Source organism: Burkholderia sp. MS455 (assembly GCF_016899445.1).
In the GTDB taxonomy this organism is placed as follows: Bacteria; Pseudomonadota; Gammaproteobacteria; order Burkholderiales; family Burkholderiaceae; genus Burkholderia; species Burkholderia pyrrocinia_C.
Window position 1 is genome coordinate 974,642 of record NZ_CP041778.1, and the last position, 17,660, is coordinate 992,301.

The following is a 17,660-nucleotide window of genomic DNA, read 5'->3' on the forward strand; positions in this document are numbered from 1 at the left end:
GATCGGCTTGCGGGCCGGCACCTCGCGGATCATGAGCGCTTTCGCCGCCGCCGTACGCGAAAGCCGCCGATCCGGGCGCCCGCCGGCGACTCGCGACTCGCGCGCGCTTGACCGGCACGCCGTCACGCATCCGCGGCACGACGCGCTTCGTCAACCCGCCGTGCCCACATAGGCAGCCTTCAGCGCGGCATCGTCGAACTTTGTCATCTGCATCATTGCCGCGGCCACGCGTGCCGCCTTGACCGCGTCGCGATCGGCCATCATCGGGATGAGCGCTTCCGGAACGATCTGCCACGACACGCCGTAGCGGTCCCTGAGCCAGCCGCAGCCGTCGGCCGTGCCACCGTTGTCGAGCAAGGCGCTCCAGTAGCGGTCGAGTTCCGCCTGGTCGGCGCAACTGACCAGCAGCGAAATCGCGTGATTGAACGTCTCCGTGCGCTTGTGGCTCATCGCGATGAACGGCTGGCCGAACAGCTCGAACTCGACCATCCGCGTACCGTCGGTGCCGGACACCGACGTGACGCGCACGATGCGCGAATCCGGAAAGATGCCTGCATAGAAGGCCGCTGCTTCCTCAGCTTCCGTCGAGTACCAGAGAAAAGGCGTGATCTTCTGAATCGTCATGGCGAGTCTCCTGTCTGTAGTGGCCGGGCCGCAAACCGCGTGCCGCCATCGACACGACGGGCGACGGCCGCCGAATTCGACACGCGGGGGCGAATCCGTCGCGCCGGACGAGCGGCGCCGACAGTGCGGATGGTAGTCGCCTGGAGGAAAGACCGCGATCTGCCTGGACATCCGGAAGTAGTGATTGCAGCACTTTGCAGCCGCCAGGCGCCGTTGCCGGCCCGCCGACGTGCGTCGGCATCGGCTTCGTTCGCCGGCCCGCACAGGCGCTGAGGGCACGCGTGAGACGGACGAAAAAAAAGCCAGCCGCGGCCGAAACCGGGGCTGGCTTTCCAGTTCGGCGGCAAGGCGTCGGAGACGCCATGCACGCCGGATACATCGTTTTTAGAACTTGTGGCGAATGCCGAGTGCGACCATTTCGGCCGAGCTCTTGCCGGCGAAGCCGTACGAAGCGATCGACGCTTGCGCGCTTTGCTGCACGCCGTCGACGAGCTGCGTGCCGCTCGCGTGCTGGTATGCGCCAACCAGGTAGATGTCCGTGCGCTTCGACAGCGAGTAGTCCGCGCCGACGCCGACCTGATGGTACTTCGCGGACGTGTCGCCGCTTGCCTTCGTGTACGAGTAGCCGAGGCCCAGCAGCAGCGGCGGCGTGACCTGGTACGTCGCGAAGCCGCGGATCGTGTTGTACTTCTCGGTCGAGCCGAAGCCCGAGAACGCGTCCGGCTTGTACTGTGCGTTGCTGTAGCCGACGCCGAACGTCACCGGGCCGATCGCGTACTGACCTGCAACTTGCGCGATGGCGATCGACTTCGCCGTGGCGTAACCCGAGTTGATCGGGCCGTCGAAGATCGCGTCGGACGTCGTCGAGCCCCAGCCGCTGCGCAGGGCCGTGGCCGTCGGCGACGGGTTGTTCGCGTAGAAGTAGCCTGCGGCAACGCCGACCGGGCCGTTGTTGTAGGCGGCTGCGACCGACCAGGTCTGGCCCGCGCCCGTCTTGCCCGCCACACCGCCGAGGCCATACATGCCTTCGACCTGGAAGCCTGCGAAGACCGGCGACGTGTACTTGATCGCGTTGCTGACGCGCAGGCTGTTGTCGTTGTTGTCGACGTCGCCCGGCGTGGCCATCACGCTGCCGAAGTAGTTGTCGGCCGTGACTGCCTGGACCAGGTCGACCAGCGGGTCGTACTGGCGGCCGAGCGTCAGCGTACCGTACTGGCTGCTTTCCAGACCGACGAATGCCTGACGACCGAACATGCGACCGCCCTGGTTCAGCTTGCCGGTGCCCGGATCAAAGCCGTTTTCCAACTGGAAGATCGCCTTCAGGCCACCGCCGAGGTCTTCTGCGCCCTTCAGCCCGAAGCGGCTGCCTTGCAGGTTGCCCGACAGCATTTGCCACGAGTTGTTGGCTTGACCGTCATTGCCGTGTACCCATGCGATCGACGTATCGATCACGCCGTACAGCGTCACGCTCGACTGAGCGTGAGCGGCGCCGGCGGCGCCCAGCAGGGCGAGCGAGAGGGTCGAGAGAGCGAGTTTCTTCATCGTTGAGTTTCTCCACGCAAGTGATTCATCGTTATTTGTTGCGGATTGGAGAATAGCTCAGTGCCATCCACGCAAGAAAGCTTAAAAAATAAAGTGTCTCGAAAAGGTAACAGCATCAAAAAGTCTATATATATCAAGCACATCAACGACCGTTCCTGTTTTTGAAATAGTTGACAGTTGCTGCGGTGCGATTGTTTCAATGTCTGATGTACATTGCGGCGGACACCCCGTTTCGGCCGGTTGGAGCAGCGAAATGAGCACTTGCAAACGTTTGCCGTTGCAGCGACGAACGCGTCGACGTGCAAGGAACGCGTCAACGCCGTGCGAACGCGCGGCGGACAGCGTGGTTGACGGGTGTCTGACGGGTATGGGAGAGGCAATTTCGCGGCGCGCGCGATGGCTGTGCGCGGCCGCTTTGCGACGGAGGTTGATGAATCAGTCGCCGCGCATGCGATCGGTTTGGGTGGGTGTGGCCGCTGCGGAATTCGCGGCGGGCCGATGTGCGTTGCCGCGGGCCGCCGCGAATTCCGCGCCGAGCAGCAGCACGATTGCAGAGAAGTACAGCCACATCAGCAGGACCGCGAACGATCCGGCCGCGCCGAACGCACTTGCGGTGCCCGCATGCGCGAGGTACAGCGCGAACAGCTTCTTGCCGCCCGAGAACAGGATCGCGGACACCACTCCGCCGACCGCGGCGTCGCGCCACGCGACGCGTGCGTCGGGCAGGAACTTCATCAACGCGGCGAACGCCGCCGCGAGCACCGCGATGCCGACGAAAAACTGCACGAGGTTCGTGACGACGACATACGGCGAATTGCCCAGCAGCCAGGTGCCGACGAATGTGATCGCGGTGTCGAGCACGAGCGACACGATCAGCAGGAACGCGACGCCGAGCACGAGCCCGAACGAGATCAGCCGCACGCGCACGAGCCCGAGCATGCTCGACCAGCGGTTTTCGGTCGCCGGCCAGATCACGCTGAGCGCGGTGTTGAGCGACGCAAACGTGGCCGACGCGCCGATCGCGAGCGCGGCGAACGAGATCAGCGTCGCGAGGCCGCCGCGTTGGCCCGCGCGGTGCGCGTTCTGCACGATCGTCTGGATGCTGGCCGCCGCGTCGTCTCCGATCAACTGGTGCGCCTGCTCGAATACCTGGCCGCGTGCGGCGTCGTCGCCGTAGAACCAGCCGGCTACCGCGATCACCATCACGAGCATCGGCGCAAGCGAGAACGCGGAGAAAAACGCGATGCCCGCGGCCATCGCGGAGCAGCGGTCGGACGAGAAGCGTTTGAACGCGGTGAGGGCCCAGTTGGCCTGTTGCTGGGCAAGACGGGTTGCTTCGGAAGTGATCTGTCGTTTCATGACGGTTCGGTTGCGCGCGGAACGCGGATCATCGTTGGTAATCAGACAATTCAGTATTGATCCGAGGATTCGATCATAGTTGCTCGAACTGTCTATAATTCCTTTCAGTTTCCTCCACCCCACAATAACGCCGAGACCACCATGCTACAAATGTCCCGGCGCCAGTTCCTGAAGGTGACGGCCACGTCGCTTGCCGGATCGAGTCTTGCCCTGATGGGCTTTTCTCCATCCGAAGCGCTTGCCGAAGTCCGACAGTACAAGCTGGCGCGCACCGTCGAAACGCGCAACACCTGTCCTTACTGCTCAGTGGGTTGCGGCATCCTCATGTACAGCCTCGGAGACGGCGCGAAGAATGCGCAGCCGAGCATCATCCATATCGAGGGAGATCCCGACCATCCCGTCAATCGCGGCACGCTGTGCCCGAAGGGCGCGAGCCTGATCGACTTCATCCACAGCCCGAACCGCCTGACGCACCCCGAATACCGGGCGCCCGGCTCGGACAAGTGGGAACCCATCTCGTGGAACGACGCGCTCGACCGGATCGCGAAGCTGATGAAGGCCGACCGCGACGCGAACTTCGTCGAGACGACGGAAGACGGCGCGAAGGTCAACCGCTGGCTCACGACCGGCATGCTGGCCGCATCGGCGGGCAGCAACGAGGTCGGCTACCTGACGCACAAGACTATCCGTAGTCTGGGAATGCTCGCATTCGACAATCAGGCGCGTGTCTGACATGGCCCGACGGTGGCAGGTCTTGCCCCGACGTTTGGCCGTGGAGCGATGACGAACCATTGGGTCGACATCAAGAACGCGGACGTGATTCTCGTGATGGGCGGCAATGCAGCCGAGGCCCATCCGTGCGGTTTCAAGTGGGTAACGGAGGCGAAGGCGCACCGCAAGGCGCGGCTGATCGTCGTCGACCCGCGCTTTACGCGTACGGCCTCGGTGGCCGACTACTACGCGCCGATTCGCACCGGCACCGACATCGTCTTCCTGGGCGGCGTCATCAACTATCTGCTGACGAACGACAAGATCCAGCATGAGTATGTGAAGAACTACACGGACTTCACGTTCATCGTGCGCGAGGATTTCGCGTTCAACGACGGCATCTATTCCGGCTATGACGCGGAGAAGCACGCGTACCCGGACAAATCGAGCTGGGACTACGAGCGCGGCGACGACGGTTTCGTGAAGGTCGACCCGACGCTGCAGCATCCGCGCTGCGTGTACAACATGCTGAAGCAGCACTACGCGCGCTATACGGCGGACATGGTCCAGCAGACCTGCGGCACGCCGAAGGAGAAGTTCCTGAAGGTCTGCGAGATGCTCGCGACGACGGCCGTGCCCGGCCGCGCCGGCACGATCCTGTACGCGCTCGGCTGGACCCACCATTCGATCGGCGCGCAGATGATCCGCACCGGCGCGATGGTGCAGCTGCTGCTCGGCAACATCGGCATCGCCGGCGGCGGGATGAACGCGCTGCGCGGCCACTCGAACATCCAGGGATTGACCGACCTCGGGCTGATGTCGAACCTGCTGCCGGGCTACATGACGCTGCCGATGCAGGCCGAGCAGGATTTCGACGGCTACATCAACAAGCGCGTGCAGCAGCCGCTGCGGCCGAACCAGTTGAGCTACTGGAAGAACTACAAGGCGTTCCACGTCAGCTTCATGAAGTCGTGGTGGGGCGATGCGGCGACCGCAGAGAACAACTGGGGCTACGACTACCTGCCGAAGCTGGACAAGCAGTACGACCTGCTGCAGGTGATCGAGCTGATGAGTGCCGGCAAGATGAACGGCTACATCTGCCAGGGCTTCAACCCGCTCGCGGCGGCGCCGTCGAAGGTGAAGACGGCCGCGGGGCTCGCGAAGCTGAAGTGGCTCGTGATCATGGATCCGCTTGCGACCGAGACGTCCGAGTTCTGGAAGCATCACGGCGACTACAACGACGTCGATGCGTCGAAGATCCAGACCGAGGTGTTCCGTCTGCCGACCACGTGCTTTGCGGAGGAAAACGGCTCGCTCGTGAGTTCGAGCCGCGTGCTGCAATGGCACTGGAAGGGCGCGGAGCCGCCGGGCGACGCGAAGAGCGATCTCGAGATCATGTCGGGGCTGTTCCTGCGCATGCGCAAGATGTACCAGACGGATGGCGGCAAGTATCCGGACCCGATCGTGAACCTGACCTGGCCGTACGCGAACCCGGAAAGCCCGACGCCCGAAGAGCTCGCGATGGAGTTCAACGGAAAGGCGCTCGCCGATCTGCCCGACCCGAAGGATCCGGCCAAGACGCTCGTGAAGAAGGGCGAGCAGCTCGCCGGGTTCGCGCAACTGAAGGACGACGGCACGACCGCGAGCGGCTGCTGGATCTTCTGCGGCGCCTGGACGCAGGCCGGCAACCAGATGGGGCGGCGCGACAACTCGGATCCGACCGGCATCGGCCAGACGCTGAACTGGGCGTGGGCGTGGCCGGCGAACCGGCGGATCCTGTACAACCGCGCATCGTGCGACGTGAACGGCAAGCCGTTCGATCCGACCCGCAAGCTGATCGGCTGGAACGGCAAGGCGTGGGCGGGCCCCGACGTACCTGACTTCAAGGCGGACGAACCGCCCGAGAACGGGATGGGGCCGTTCATCATGAATCCGGAGGGCGTCGCGCGCTTCTTCGCGCGCGCGGGGATGAACGAAGGTCCGTTCCCCGAGCACTACGAGCCGTTCGAGACGCCGCTCGCCGCGAACCCGCTGCACCCGAACAACCCGCAGGCGCTGAACAACCCGGCCGCCCGCGTGTTCCCGGACGACCGCGCGTCGTTCGGCAAGGTGTCGGAGTTCCCGCACGTCGCGACGACTTACCGGCTGACCGAGCATTTCCACTACTGGACCAAGCATGCGCGGCTGAACTCGATCATCCAGCCCGAGCAATTCGTCGAGATCGGCGAAGACCTCGCGAAGGAGGTCGGCGTCGCGCATGGCGAACGCGTGAAGGTGTCGTCCAAGCGCGGCTACATCATCGCGGTCGCACTCGTCACGAAGCGGATCAAGCCGCTGACGGTCGACGGCAAGAAGGTCCAGACGGTCGGCGTCCCGTTGCACTGGGGCTTCAAAGGTCTGACGAAGCCCGGCTATCTCGCCAATACCCTGACTCCGTCCGTGGGTGACGGCAACTCGTACACACCGGAATTCAAGTCGTTCCTGGTGAAGGTCGAAAAGGCGTAAGGGGAAAGAGATGGCATTGCAATCGCTGGATATCAAGCGCGTCTCGGCCACCACGACGCCACCGCCCACGGTGCGCGAACCGGTGACCGGGAGCGTCGCGAAGCTGATCGACGTATCGAAGTGCATCGGCTGCAAGGCATGCCAGACGGCGTGCATGGAGTGGAACGACCTGCGCGACGAAGTCGGCACCAACGTCGGCGTGTACGACAACCCGGCCGACCTGACCGAGCACTCGTGGACGGTCATGCGGTTCTCCGAATACGAGAACCCGGCAGGCGACCTCGAATGGCTGATCCGCAAGGACGGCTGCATGCACTGCGAGGATCCGGGCTGCCTGAAGGCGTGTCCTTCGCCGGGCGCGATCGTGCAGTACAACAACGGGATCGTCGATTTCCACGAGGAGAACTGCATCGGTTGCGGCTATTGCGTGACCGGCTGCCCGTTCAACGTTCCGCGGATCTCGAAGAAGGATCATCGCGCGTACAAGTGCACGCTCTGTTCCGACCGCGTCGCGGTCGGCCAGGAACCGGCCTGCGTGAAGACCTGCCCGACTGGCGCGATCGTGTTCGGCACCAAGGAGGACATGAAGCAGCACGCGGCCGAGCGCATCGAGGACCTGAAGGAGCGCGGCTTCGAGCATGCGGGGCTGTACGATCCGCAGGGCGTCGGCGGCACGCACGTGATGTACGTGCTGCACCACGCCGATAAGCCGTCGCTGTACCACGGGCTGCCCGACAACCCGTCGATCAGCCCGATGGTGAAGCTGTGGAAGGGCATCGCGAAGCCGCTCGCGGTCGCCGGCATCGCGCTGACGGCGCTTGCCGGGTTCTTCCACTATGTCCGGGTCGGTCCGAACGAGGTGAGCGACGACGAGGAATCGGCCGCGCGCGACGAGGCGCGACGCATCAAGGAGGACGCGAAATGAAGCACGACGACCCCAACCTGATCGTCCGCTACTCGGCGAACGAGCGTACGAACCACTGGATCACCGCGATCACGTTCGTGCTGCTCGCGTTGTCCGGGCTCGCGCTGTTCCATCCGTCGATGTTCTGGCTGACCGCGCTGTTCGGCGGCGGCCAGTGGACGCGGATCCTGCATCCGTTCGTCGGCCTCGTGATGTTCGTGTCGTTCGCGATCCTGGTGGTGCGCTTCTGGCACCACAACGCGCTCGACGCGGACGACCGGCAGTGGCTGAAGCAGATCGGCGACGTGCTGACCAACCAGGAAGACAAGCTGCCGCCCGTCGGGCGCTATAACGCCGGGCAGAAGCTGCTATTCTTTACGTTGGTGGCATGCCTGCTGTTGCTCCTGCTGTCGGGGATCGTGATCTGGCGGCGCTACTTCTCGTTCTACTTCCCGATCGGGGTGATCCGCGCGGCCGCTGTCGTGCATGCCGTGGCGGCCTTCGTGCTGATCGCGAGCATCATCGTGCACATTTACGCGGCGTTGTGGGTGAAGGGCTCGATCGGCGCGATGGTGCGTGGCACCGTCACGCTGGGCTGGGCCCGCAAGCATCACCCGAAGTGGTTCCGTGAAAGCGTGAAATAACGCACCGGAGCGGGCGGCTCGCCGATCGCGGCGGGCCGCTCCGTCAGCCGTCGGAACCGCCCGAAGCGCCGATCCGTCGGCGCTTGTTTATTTGGAATACATTTCTGTGACACAACGCATTCTCGAACCGACCGAGATCTCGGCACTCGATCATTCGGCCATTCCGCGCTTTCGCCTGCCGGAGCGCGCCACCGCGTTTTCGGCGCGCGCCGCGCGGCTGCGCAAGCTTGCCGACTTGAACCCGATCAGCGGCTACCTGCGGCTGATGGCCACCGTCGCCGAGGCGCAGCACGCGACATTGCAGACGCTGGAGCTGCCGCTGCCGTCGAAGGAAGCGATCGCGCGTGCGCAGCAGCATTCGATGCCGCTAGTGCCGGCGCTCGACGGCGAGCGCGATCCGCGCTGGCGCGCCGTGCTGTACGAACTGCTCGATCGCGTCGAAGGCGCCGGGCTCGTCAATCCGTCGCTCGCGAAGCTGCTCGACCGGCTGCGCCTGACGGCGCCCGCCGAACTCGACGCGCAGGCCGACGCGATCCTCGCGCTGCGCTTCGCCGAGGTCGACCCGGCCACCGCGCCGTTCCTGATGGCCGCGCTGCAGGTCGTGTGGACCGATCTCGCCAGCCGCGTGACGCCGGCCGACGTTCCGTATCTCGACCAACCGGGGCTGTGCCCGGTGTGCGGCTCGCATCCGGTCGCGAGCGTCGTGCGGGTGGGTGGCCAGTTCCAGGGCTACCGTTTCCTGCAATGCGGGCTGTGCACGACCGAGTGGCACATGGTGCGCACCAAGTGCTCGCACTGCGATTCGACGAAGGGCATCGCATACCACGGGATCGAGGGCGGCAGCGAAGCCGTCAAGGCCGAATCGTGCGACGAGTGCAAGACCTATCGCAAGATCGGCTACCAGGAGAAGGACTACGAGTTCGAGCCGCTGGCGGACGATCTCGCGAGTCTCACGCTCGACCTGCTGATGAACGAGGCCGGATACCAGCGCAGTTCGCCGAACCCGCTGCTGTGGCCGGATGTGTCGCGGGAAGCGGATTGACGGCACGGGGCCGGGGCGGTGCGCGAGCGCCGGCCTCGGCCGACTGCGAAGCTGAGACTGGAGCCACTACTACGTGACCGAACCGGGTGTGAATGAATTGAATGCGGTGCTGGCGCGCGTGCCGTCGGTCGAGCGCGTGCTGTCGTCGGCACCGCTGCAACCGCTGCTTGCCGACCATGGCCGCACGCGCGTGCTGAATGCCGTGCGCGCCGAACTCGAACGCTGGCGTACCGCCGCCCAGCACGATCCGATGGCGGCCGAGCCGCTCGACGAGCCGCGCATCGCTGCGGCCGTCGCGCGCACGCTGGCCGCGCAGAGCGCCGGCGCCGTGCGCGCGGTGTTCAACCTGACCGGCACCGTGCTGCATACGAATCTCGGGCGCGCGCTGTTGCCCGACGAAGCGGTGCGCGCGGTGATCGACGTGCTTACGCGGCCCGTCAACCTCGAATTCGATCTCGCCACGGGCCGTCGCGGCGATCGCGACGACCTGATCGACGATCTGTTGTGCGAACTGACGGGCGCGGAAGCGGCGACCGTCGTCAACAACAATGCGGCGGCCGTGCTGCTGACGCTGTCGGCGCTCGCGGCGAAGCGCGAAGTCGTCGTCTCTCGCGGCGAGCTGGTCGAGATCGGTGGCGCCTTCCGGATTCCCGACATCATGAGTCGCGCCGGCGCCAGGTTGCGCGAGGTCGGCACGACCAACCGTACCCATCTGCGCGACTACGCGGACGCGATCGGCCCGCGCACCGCGCTGCTGATGAAGGTGCACTGCAGCAACTATGCGATCAGCGGCTTCACGAAGGAGGCGACGCTCGCCGAACTCGCGCCGCTCGCGCGCGAGCACGGGCTGCCGGTCGCCGTCGATCTCGGCAGCGGCACGCTCGCCGACCTGTCGTTATGGGGGCTGCCGCACGAGACGACCGTGCAGGAAACCATCGCCGCCGGCGCAAACGTTGTCACCTTCAGCGGCGACAAGCTGCTCGGCGGGCCGCAGGCCGGCCTGATCGTCGGCGATCGCGCACTGGTCGCGAAGATCAAGAAACATCCGCTCAAGCGCGCGCTGCGCGTCGGCAAGCTGACGCTCGCGGCGCTCGAGCCCGTGCTGCGGCTCTACCAGGCGCCCGAATTCCTGCGCGACCGGCTCACGACTTTGCGCCTGCTGACGCGTTCTCAGCGCGAGATCGCCGAGGCCGCCGAGCGCGTGCGCCCGGCGCTGCAGGCGGCGCTCGGCAACGGTTTCGACGTGACGGTCGAACCGATGTTCAGCCAGATCGGCAGCGGCGCGCTGCCGGTCGACCAGCTACCGAGCGCCGGGCTCGTCGTGCGCACGCCGGACGGCAAGCGCGGCGGCCGCGCGCTTGCGCAGCTCGAGAAGCGGCTGCGCGAATGGCCGCGCCCGGTGATCGGCCGCATCGCCGACAACGCGCTGCGGCTCGACCTGCGCTGCCTCGAAGCCGCCGACGAAGCGGCATTCGTCGCGCAATGCGTGCCGCCCGCGGAGCCCGCTGCATGATCGTCGGTACCGCGGGGCACATCGATCACGGCAAGACGACGCTTGTACGCGCGCTGACGGGCGTCGATACCGACCGGCTGAAGGAAGAGAAGGCGCGCGGCATCTCGATCGAACTCGGCTACGCGTATACGCCGCTCGAGAACGGCGATGTGCTCGGCCTGATCGACGTGCCGGGCCACGAGAAGCTGATCCATACGATGGCGGCCGGCGCGTGCGGGATCGACTTCGCGCTGCTCGTGATCGCCGCCGACGACGGCGTGATGCCGCAGACGCGCGAGCATCTCGCGATCCTGCAGCTGCTGGGCGTCACGCATGGCGCGGTCGCGCTGACGAAGTGCGATCGTGTCGACGCCGCGCGCGTCGCCCAGGCGCGCGACGAGATCGCCGCATGGCTGCACGACTCGACGCTGGCCGGCGCGCCGATCTTCGAAACCCGTGCGACAGCCGTGGACGATCCGGGCGTCGCCGCGTTGAAGCGTCACCTGGCCGACGCGGCGATCGCATGGCGCGCGCGCCGCGACGATGGCTTGTTCCGGCTCGCGGTCGATCGCGTGTTTACGCTCGCGGGGCAGGGGACCGTCGTGACGGGTACCGCGTTCGCGGGCCGCGTCGCGACTGGCGACACGCTCGCGATCGTGCGCACGGGCGGCGCGGCGCGCGTGCGCAGCATCCATGCGCAGAACCGGCCGGTCCAGGCCGGCCGCGCGGGCGAGCGTTGCGCACTGAACCTGGCCGGCGTCGACAAGGCCGACGTCGAGCGCGGCGATACCGTCGCCGATGCGCGGCTCGCCGCGACGTCGCCGCGCGTGGACGTCGAGCTGACGCTGCTCGCGGACGCGGGGCTGACGTTGACGCACTGGGCGCCGCTGCACGTGCATCTCGGCACGCTGCATCGAGTCGCGCATGTCGCGCTGCTCGACGGCGACACGCTCGCGGCCGGCCAGCGGATGCGCGTGCAACTGGTATTCGACGAACCGGTGTTCGTGCTGCCGGGCGACCGGTTCATCGTCCGCAATCCGCAGGCGACGCGCACCGTCGGCGGCGGTCGCGTGCTCGATCCGTTCGGGCCGGCGCGCAAGCGCCGCACGCCCGCGCGTCGCGCGTGGCTCGATGCGCTTGCCGAGTGGCTCGACGCGGAGCGCCTCGATGCGCTGCTCGCGCAGGCGCCGCTCGGCATCCCGCGCACGATGCTCACGCATCTCACCGGTTTCGCGCCGGACGCGCTCGCGTTGCCGGACGACGCGCTGGCGATCGGGCAACGCGATGCCGCGTCGAACGACGGCGCGGTGATTTCGCATGCGCACTGGCGCACGCTGCAGACGCGGGCGATCGAGACGCTGCGCGCGTATCACGAGCGCATGCCCGACGAACAGGGGCTCGACGCCGCGCGCCTGCGGCGGATGGCGGCACCGCTTGCCGGCGATGCGTTGTGGCGCGCGCTCGTCGATGCGCTGGTGTCCGGCGGCGAAGTCGCGCGAAGCGGGCCGTGGCTGCATCTGCCGTCGCATTCGGTGAGCCTCGATTCGCGCGAGGAGGCGCTGGCGCGGCAACTGCTGCCGCTGATTCATGCGGGACGCTTCGATCCGCCGTGGGTGCGCGACCTGGCCCGCGACACGGGCGCGGCCGAGGACGCGGTGCGCACGCTGCTGCGCAAGCTCGCGCGGCGCGGCGACGTGCACCAGGTCGTGCGCGACCTGTTCTATCACGCGGATGTCGTACGCGAGCTGACGGAACTGGTCGCGCACCTCGCGCCTTCGCGTGGCGGCGGGCTCGATGCCGCGACGTTTCGCGACGCGACGGGGCTGGGCCGCAAGCGCGCGATCCAGATTCTCGAGTTCTTCGATCGGGTTGGGTATACTCGCTTCCACCGCGATCTTCACTTCCTGCGGCCTGACAGCGGTTGGGTAGGTATTCAGGCGTAGGCGCCCGTTGTTCTCTTCTGGTTGTTTTCCCCGAGGAAGGCATTCGTATCCGGTGGTACGGCTGGACTTCAAATCCAGTTGGGGGTGTCAGACACTCCCGGGTAGGTTCGACTCCTGCTGCCTTCCGCCATCCCGTTTTCCTGCGAATCGGCGTGCTTGACGGCGCGCACTTGCGCCGCGGGCCGGCACTGCACAGCGGCCGTAACCGAGCAAACTTGATCGGGAAAAGCACTGAAAGTTTGCGAATTATTTCCCGGCTATAGTGGAACCACTGGAGGTAGGCGCGGCGCCTTTTGCCGATACCGGCCAGGTAATGACTGTAGACGGGTGCTGCATGAAAAATAAAATCGAAAAGACCGCCGGACCGATCTGGGGTGTGGCTGCAGGATTGCTTCTTGCCGCCGCAGGACTGAGTCTCGGCATCTTCCCGACGTCCCTGCACAGCTCGGGAACCGCAAACGACTTCATGGCGTCCGGTGCCGCGATGCTGGGCATCTTCCTCGTCGTTTATTCCACGCACGAGTTACGAAGAAAGCGCGCGCATTGAGCGGTCGCGCGGCCGCTGTGATTCGCGAAAAACGACTCGGGCCGGCGACGGCTCGGGAATGCGCTTGTCCTCTATGCGCACGAGCCGCACGGGATTCGTGCGGGCTACGACTTGCGGATTTCGTGGTTATAGACGAGTTCGACGATTCGCTTCGTCGGGATGCTCGCGCGTAGGTCGTCGACGCCGTCGACGGGAAACCACCTGCATTTCTCGATCTCGTTGTTCGCTTGCGGCGTCTGGTTCGGGCCGACTTCGGTGAAGAACACGTGATGTGCCTTCGCGAGTCCGGTGAACTGCATCGAGTAAACGAGATGCTGGCCGGTTATGCCGGTTTCTTCGCATAACTCGCGATGCGCGGCTTCGAGCGGCGTTTCCCCACGCTTGATCGTGCCGCCCGGAAGGGCCCAGCGCGACGACGCGCGCGCGACGAGCAAGACTTGGCCGTCGCGGTAGCAGACGATCGTCGCCCGTTCTTTAACGGGTACTTCGGTCGGTTGGGGAGAACTCATGGGCTCGGGTGCATGGACACTGGCGAGATTCTAGCCAGCGTTGATCACGGTGCCAAGGCGGCATCTGCCGGAACCGCTCGATCATACGGAAACCGGTTATGTCCAGAGTGACTTGTGCGAGCACCGGGAACCGACGGGTTGAATCCGAGATGCAAAACAAACCCGAGCGATCGGCACCGAAATTGCACCGATAAGTCGAAGCTGCTCGCAGCGAGCGAATAACCCGTGAATCGGCTGGAAATGGAGCGCTTACAGGAGGATTCGCCCGGGTATAGGGGCGCATACTTGAGCCCCCAATAACCAGACCGGACACGGCGATGACTACCCTAAGCATGCAAACGATCGTTTTCGGCAAGACCATTCAGGTAGCCCTGATGACCGACACCGCGACGGCCAGTATTTTCGTGATGGACAACGATGACGGTTCTCATCAGCCGCAGATCATGAAGGTCCGCCAGTACCTTGATGCGGGTATGACGGATGAGGACGTCGTCCGTCATGTATTGAATATCGTTGTGGCCTCGATCGAGCGGCGTGGCCAGCTATGGGCGCACTGAACTTCTTCTGAACGGTCGTCTGCACAGGTCGTGCACTGCCGTGGTTTGCTCGGAAGGGATTCGGTCAGGATGGCGAAACGCACTCGATGCAGGTGTCATGCCTGCGATCGGATCGGAGGCAATCCGCGATTGCATCCGCCGTCAGGGACAAGCGCACGCCAGCGGCGATCTGGCCGGCTTCGAGGCGCGTGACGATGCGGTTGCATACGCGACAAAGCGGGTGGAAGGATGGCCGGCCGGTCCAGGTTGAAGGCAAAGCTTGCCTGGGGCGAGTCCACGGAGTTCGCTCGCTTCGACCGGGCTTTGTGCGACATCGCCCGTCTTCGGGCCCGGTGTCGATGCAGCTTGCGGCGTCAGGATCGTGCCCGACGCATTCGTTCCAGCTTTTGCAAGCGGCAACGATACGGAAGGGCGACACAAAGGCGATGAAGATCAGGACGACGGCGCAGCTTCGGTTCGAGTTTCGGATCTGGAGGCGCGCTACCGCCTGGGGTGTTTCATCTCCTCGGCTTCCATTGCCGCGTTTCGTTCCTCACTCGCGGAAACAGGTTCCATGGCCTCGTCGATCGAGGCCAATGCATACTCGCAGGCCAGCTTCGTTTCCTCGACGTCGGCGTCGGGCTCCTCGTCGTCATTGACGGGAGGATCGAGCATGTCCTTGAGCATCGTCGCCAGTTCCGGGGTGTCCCATGGTTCGCCCCGTTGTTCTTTCTTCCTGATGTAGTGCCGGATTTCCGCATCCTGTTCGGGTGTCAGTGGAAGGTGCCGGAAGGTGCTGTTTGGGTTGGCGTCAGTCATGATGTTGCTCCGAAGTCCGGCATGAGCCCGGTTTGGCTGCTTCCCGGGATGCATGCCGGAAAAACGATATGGATGACGAACCGACTCGCGAGTGAGGCCGGGTCAAGGCGACTCGCGCGACGACCGCCGCCGCGGATACTGCGTTCGCCGAGCTGTTCTGCAGCCTGCAATCCGGTATTCAAGATGTGTTGGGTCCCGAATTGATGTGCAACCGAATTCTCGGACGTGCGTGGCAAATTCTTATTTGCGGAAGTTCGGATCCCGGATTCGATCGAGGCGAGCGGAAAGCTCGGTGATCTGGTATTCAAGTACCTTATTGCGCTCAAATCGTGTCCGGAGTGTGTCGAGCTTGACTCGCCAATACGCCGGATCGCTCACTGGCGATCGGTTGGTGAAGGCGTCGTGTGTTTGCTCGAGCAGTCCGATCGCTCCCCTGATATGAGCCAGTTCGCGCTCCACATCGCAGTACCAGCTCATGTTTTTTCGACTCCCGGTTATGGTTCACTTCTTGGCTTGCTGCACGGCGAGCGCGTTTGATTTCACTCGAAAAGCCGCCGTGCGGGCCAGTTTCGAGCGATGTTGTCGTCAGTGCCCGCACGTAAAATCTCGACCACTGTGACGAAGCCGGCGTCGTCATCATGCGGGCGGCCGTTCTGCGCCGGCACATGGGGACAAATGAGCGGGCAAAATTCGAACCCACGATAAAGACGCACGCTCATGACGAGCTTCTGAACGTTCGGTCGCGACGAATCGCGGGGACGAACGCGTCCGGCCAGTATCGCCAGTGTGGCGCGACGGGGTGGGGCGAAAGGCGTAACGCTGCGTGCGAACGTGAGCGCGATGCAGCAAGAGGGGAGATGGAGGGCGAGCAGTCGAACGGCTCAAGAATGCCCGGATGAGTTCATCATACGCGCGTCGCCCTTCGGGTGGCCATCTTATTTCGGGCGACGCGGATTGCCTCTGGTGCGAGGCCGCGGCTGTCTGGCGCGGTCGGGTTGAACCGGCGTGCGGGCCGGCCGACGCGGTGCCTGAAACACCGCGCGGTTGCCGCGCATTCCGTCCTTACTTCTTTTCCGGCAGGAACCAGTTCATCACGAGCGCGCAGATGCCGCCCGTTGCGACGCCCGATTCCAGCACGTTCTTCAGCGCGTGCGGCAGGCTGTTCAGAATGTCCGGCACCTGCGACACGCCGAGGCCGAGCGCCAGCGACACCGCGATGATCAACAGCGCGCGGCGGTCGAGCTGGACGCCCGCGAGAATGTTGATGCCCGATGCGGCCACCGCGCCGAACATCACCATCGCCGCGCCGCCGAGCACGGGCTCCGGCACGGCCTGCAGCACGCCGGCGACGACCGGGAACAGGCCGAGCACCACCAGCATGCCCGCGATCCAGATGCCGACATGGCGGCTCGCGACGCCGGTGATCTGGATCACGCCGTTGTTCTGCGCGAACACGGAGCTCGGGAACGTATTGAACACGCCGGCCAGCAGCGAGTTCGCGCCGTTGACGAGCACGCCGCCCTTGATTCGTTGCATCCACACCGGCCCCTCGACCGGCTCGTTCGAGATCTTGCTGGTGGCCGTGACGTCGCCGATCGCTTCGAGCGACGTGACGAGGTAGATGATCAGCATCGGCACGAACAGCGACCACGAGAAGCCGATGCCGAAGTGCAGCGGCGTCGGGACCTGGAACAGCGCGGCCTGCTGCATGCCGGTGAAGTCGAGGCGGCCGAGGAACGCAGCCGCGAGGTAGCCGATCGCGAGCGCGATGACGAGCGCGGTGCTGCGCACCCAGACGATCGGCACGCGGTTCAGCAGGATGATCGTGCCGAGCACGAGGCCGGACAGCGTAAGGTTCTCCGCGCTCGCGAACGTGCCCTTTGCCATCGCGCCAAAGCCGCCGCCCATGCTGACGAGGCCGACCTTGATCAGCGTGAGGCCGATCAGCAGCACGACGATGCCGGTGACGAGCGGCGTGATCAGGCGCTTCACGAACGGCAGGATGCGCGACACGCTCATCTCGACGAACGAACCGGCAATCACGACGCCGAAGATCGCGGCCATCACGGTCTCGACCGGCGTGCCCTGCTTGACCATCAGGCTGCCGCCCGCGATCAGCGGGCCGACGAAGTTGAAGCTGGTGCCCTGGACGATCAGCAGGCCGGCGCCCAGCGGGCCGAAGCGCTTGCACTGGACGAAGGTGGCGATGCCGGAAATCACCAGCGACATCGATACGATCAGGGTCGTATCGCGGCTGGGCACGCCGAGCGCCTGGCAGATCAGCAGGCCGGGCGTGACGATCGGCACGATGATCGCCAGCAGGTGCTGCAGCGCGGCGACGAAGGCGACCATCGGCGCCGGCCGGTCGTTCGGGCCGTAGACGAGGTCGCGGGCCGATTCTGCGGCGTCTGCGCCGTGGGAGGCGGGTTGGGCGTGGGAGGCGGGTTGCATGGCGAGCGGGCCGGACAGGGTGGAAAGTGCGGCAT

Annotated in this window: 16 protein-coding genes and 1 tRNA gene; 9 read left to right on the top strand and 8 right to left on the bottom strand. The window is 65.3% G+C overall.

The genetic code is table 11. The annotated features are described in order from the left end of the window. Nucleotides 1–150 precede the first annotated feature (150 nt). The 3 genes from FPJ27_RS09000 to FPJ27_RS09010 all read right to left on the bottom strand — a co-directional run bounded on the left by FPJ27_RS09000 (nt 151) and on the right by FPJ27_RS09010 (nt 3,525). Nucleotides 151–624, bottom strand: coding sequence for a VOC family protein (locus FPJ27_RS09000; protein ID WP_204422636.1), 474 nt, complete (start codon nt 622–624; stop codon nt 151–153). Nucleotides 625–1,008: 384 nt separating this feature from the next. Continuing rightward, a complete protein-coding gene (locus FPJ27_RS09005) occupies nt 1,009–2,166 on the bottom strand; it encodes a porin (protein WP_072444074.1) in 1,158 nt (385 codons plus the stop codon). 435 nt (nt 2,167–2,601) lie between these two features. Further along, nucleotides 2,602–3,525 (bottom strand): YihY/virulence factor BrkB family protein, encoded by a 924-nt coding sequence (locus FPJ27_RS09010; protein ID WP_204422637.1) that lies wholly within the window; start codon nt 3,523–3,525, stop codon nt 2,602–2,604. 141 nt (nt 3,526–3,666) lie between these two features. On the opposite strand from FPJ27_RS09010, the gene fdnG reads away from it, so the two are divergent. The 8 genes from fdnG to FPJ27_RS09050 all read left to right on the top strand — a co-directional run bounded on the left by fdnG (nt 3,667) and on the right by FPJ27_RS09050 (nt 13,310). Next, nucleotides 3,667–6,738 carry a formate dehydrogenase-N subunit alpha gene (fdnG, locus tag FPJ27_RS09015; protein ID WP_083596252.1) on the top strand — a complete coding sequence of 1,024 codons (3,072 nt, stop codon included), beginning with the start codon at nt 3,667–3,669 and terminating at the stop codon, nt 6,736–6,738. Nucleotides 6,739–6,748: 10 nt separating this feature from the next. After that, on the top strand, nt 6,749–7,663 hold the full coding sequence (gene fdxH / locus FPJ27_RS09020) for a formate dehydrogenase subunit beta (RefSeq protein WP_034179967.1): 915 nt from the start codon (nt 6,749–6,751) through the stop codon (nt 7,661–7,663). Beyond that, nucleotides 7,660–8,286 (top strand): formate dehydrogenase subunit gamma, encoded by a 627-nt coding sequence (locus FPJ27_RS09025; protein ID WP_059599523.1) that lies wholly within the window; start codon nt 7,660–7,662, stop codon nt 8,284–8,286. Before fdxH ends, FPJ27_RS09025 begins: the two co-directional genes overlap by 4 nt. Nucleotides 8,287–8,392: 106 nt before the next feature. Further along, nucleotides 8,393–9,328: a formate dehydrogenase accessory protein FdhE gene (gene fdhE / locus FPJ27_RS09030; RefSeq protein ID WP_204422638.1), complete on the top strand. Its 936-nt coding sequence runs from the start codon at nt 8,393–8,395 to the stop codon at nt 9,326–9,328. Nucleotides 9,329–9,401: 73 nt separating this feature from the next. Beyond that, complete coding sequence (gene selA, locus FPJ27_RS09035) at nt 9,402–10,841, top strand: L-seryl-tRNA(Sec) selenium transferase (protein ID WP_204422639.1); 1,440 nt, start codon at nt 9,402–9,404, stop codon at nt 10,839–10,841. After that, the gene (gene selB / locus FPJ27_RS09040; RefSeq protein WP_204422640.1) at nt 10,838–12,763 is read left to right on the top strand and encodes a selenocysteine-specific translation elongation factor; all 1,926 of its coding nucleotides are present in this window, start codon (nt 10,838–10,840) and stop codon (nt 12,761–12,763) included. The genes selA and selB overlap by 4 nt, the downstream gene beginning before the upstream one ends. A 34-nt stretch (nt 12,764–12,797) precedes the next feature. Further along, nucleotides 12,798–12,893 (top strand) — tRNA-Sec (locus FPJ27_RS09045). Nucleotides 12,894–13,097: 204 nt separating this feature from the next. Further along, nucleotides 13,098–13,310: a hypothetical protein gene (locus FPJ27_RS09050; protein ID WP_034180109.1), complete on the top strand. Its 213-nt coding sequence runs from the start codon at nt 13,098–13,100 to the stop codon at nt 13,308–13,310. A 104-nt stretch (nt 13,311–13,414) separates the two neighbouring features. Here the strand turns inward: FPJ27_RS09050 and FPJ27_RS09055 are convergent, their stop codons facing one another. Further along, nucleotides 13,415–13,819, bottom strand: a complete 405-nt coding sequence (locus FPJ27_RS09055) for an NUDIX hydrolase (protein ID WP_072436451.1) — start codon at nt 13,817–13,819, stop codon at nt 13,415–13,417. Nucleotides 13,820–14,136: 317 nt separating this feature from the next. Here FPJ27_RS09055 and FPJ27_RS09060 point away from each other — a divergent pair, with 317 nt between their 5' ends. Then, nucleotides 14,137–14,376: a hypothetical protein gene (locus tag FPJ27_RS09060; RefSeq protein ID WP_204422641.1), complete on the top strand. Its 240-nt coding sequence runs from the start codon at nt 14,137–14,139 to the stop codon at nt 14,374–14,376. Between the two features lie 480 nt (nt 14,377–14,856). On the opposite strand, the gene FPJ27_RS09065 is transcribed toward FPJ27_RS09060, so the two are convergent. From FPJ27_RS09065 to FPJ27_RS09080, 4 genes are all read right to left on the bottom strand, one after another. Continuing rightward, on the bottom strand, nt 14,857–15,174 hold the full coding sequence (locus FPJ27_RS09065; RefSeq protein ID WP_072436892.1) for a hypothetical protein: 318 nt from the start codon (nt 15,172–15,174) through the stop codon (nt 14,857–14,859). Nucleotides 15,175–15,414: 240 nt separating this feature from the next. After that, complete coding sequence (locus FPJ27_RS09070) at nt 15,415–15,651, bottom strand: hypothetical protein (RefSeq protein WP_034180107.1); 237 nt, start codon at nt 15,649–15,651, stop codon at nt 15,415–15,417. A gap of 62 nt (nt 15,652–15,713) precedes the next feature. Continuing rightward, nucleotides 15,714–15,893, bottom strand: coding sequence for a hypothetical protein (locus tag FPJ27_RS09075; RefSeq protein WP_204422642.1), 180 nt, complete (start codon nt 15,891–15,893; stop codon nt 15,714–15,716). Nucleotides 15,894–16,236: 343 nt separating this feature from the next. Continuing rightward, complete coding sequence (locus FPJ27_RS09080; RefSeq protein WP_204422643.1) at nt 16,237–17,625, bottom strand: nucleobase:cation symporter-2 family protein; 1,389 nt, start codon at nt 17,623–17,625, stop codon at nt 16,237–16,239. Nucleotides 17,626–17,660: the final 35 nt, after the last annotated feature.

What these genes read in the sequence shown, in the direction of transcription:
- fdxH (WP_034179967.1), top strand. Translation starts at nt 6,749, where the DNA reads ATGGCATTGCAATCGCTGGATATCAAGCGCGTCTCGGCCACCACGACG.
- FPJ27_RS09070 (WP_034180107.1), bottom strand. Translation starts at nt 15,651, where the DNA reads ATGAGCTGGTACTGCGATGTGGAGCGCGAACTGGCTCATATCAGGGGA.
- FPJ27_RS09000 (WP_204422636.1), bottom strand. Translation starts at nt 624, where the DNA reads ATGACGATTCAGAAGATCACGCCTTTTCTCTGGTACTCGACGGAAGCT.
- FPJ27_RS09010 (WP_204422637.1), bottom strand. Translation starts at nt 3,525, where the DNA reads ATGAAACGACAGATCACTTCCGAAGCAACCCGTCTTGCCCAGCAACAG.
- selB (WP_204422640.1), top strand. Translation starts at nt 10,838, where the DNA reads ATGATCGTCGGTACCGCGGGGCACATCGATCACGGCAAGACGACGCTT.
- FPJ27_RS09080 (WP_204422643.1), bottom strand. Translation starts at nt 17,625, where the DNA reads ATGCAACCCGCCTCCCACGCCCAACCCGCCTCCCACGGCGCAGACGCC.
- FPJ27_RS09065 (WP_072436892.1), bottom strand. Translation starts at nt 15,174, where the DNA reads ATGACTGACGCCAACCCAAACAGCACCTTCCGGCACCTTCCACTGACA.
- FPJ27_RS09055 (WP_072436451.1), bottom strand. Translation starts at nt 13,819, where the DNA reads ATGAGTTCTCCCCAACCGACCGAAGTACCCGTTAAAGAACGGGCGACG.
- FPJ27_RS09025 (WP_059599523.1), top strand. Translation starts at nt 7,660, where the DNA reads ATGAAGCACGACGACCCCAACCTGATCGTCCGCTACTCGGCGAACGAG.
- FPJ27_RS09005 (WP_072444074.1), bottom strand. Translation starts at nt 2,166, where the DNA reads ATGAAGAAACTCGCTCTCTCGACCCTCTCGCTCGCCCTGCTGGGCGCC.
- FPJ27_RS09075 (WP_204422642.1), bottom strand. Translation starts at nt 15,893, where the DNA reads ATGAGCGTGCGTCTTTATCGTGGGTTCGAATTTTGCCCGCTCATTTGT.
- FPJ27_RS09060 (WP_204422641.1), top strand. Translation starts at nt 14,137, where the DNA reads ATGACTACCCTAAGCATGCAAACGATCGTTTTCGGCAAGACCATTCAG.
- FPJ27_RS09050 (WP_034180109.1), top strand. Translation starts at nt 13,098, where the DNA reads ATGAAAAATAAAATCGAAAAGACCGCCGGACCGATCTGGGGTGTGGCT.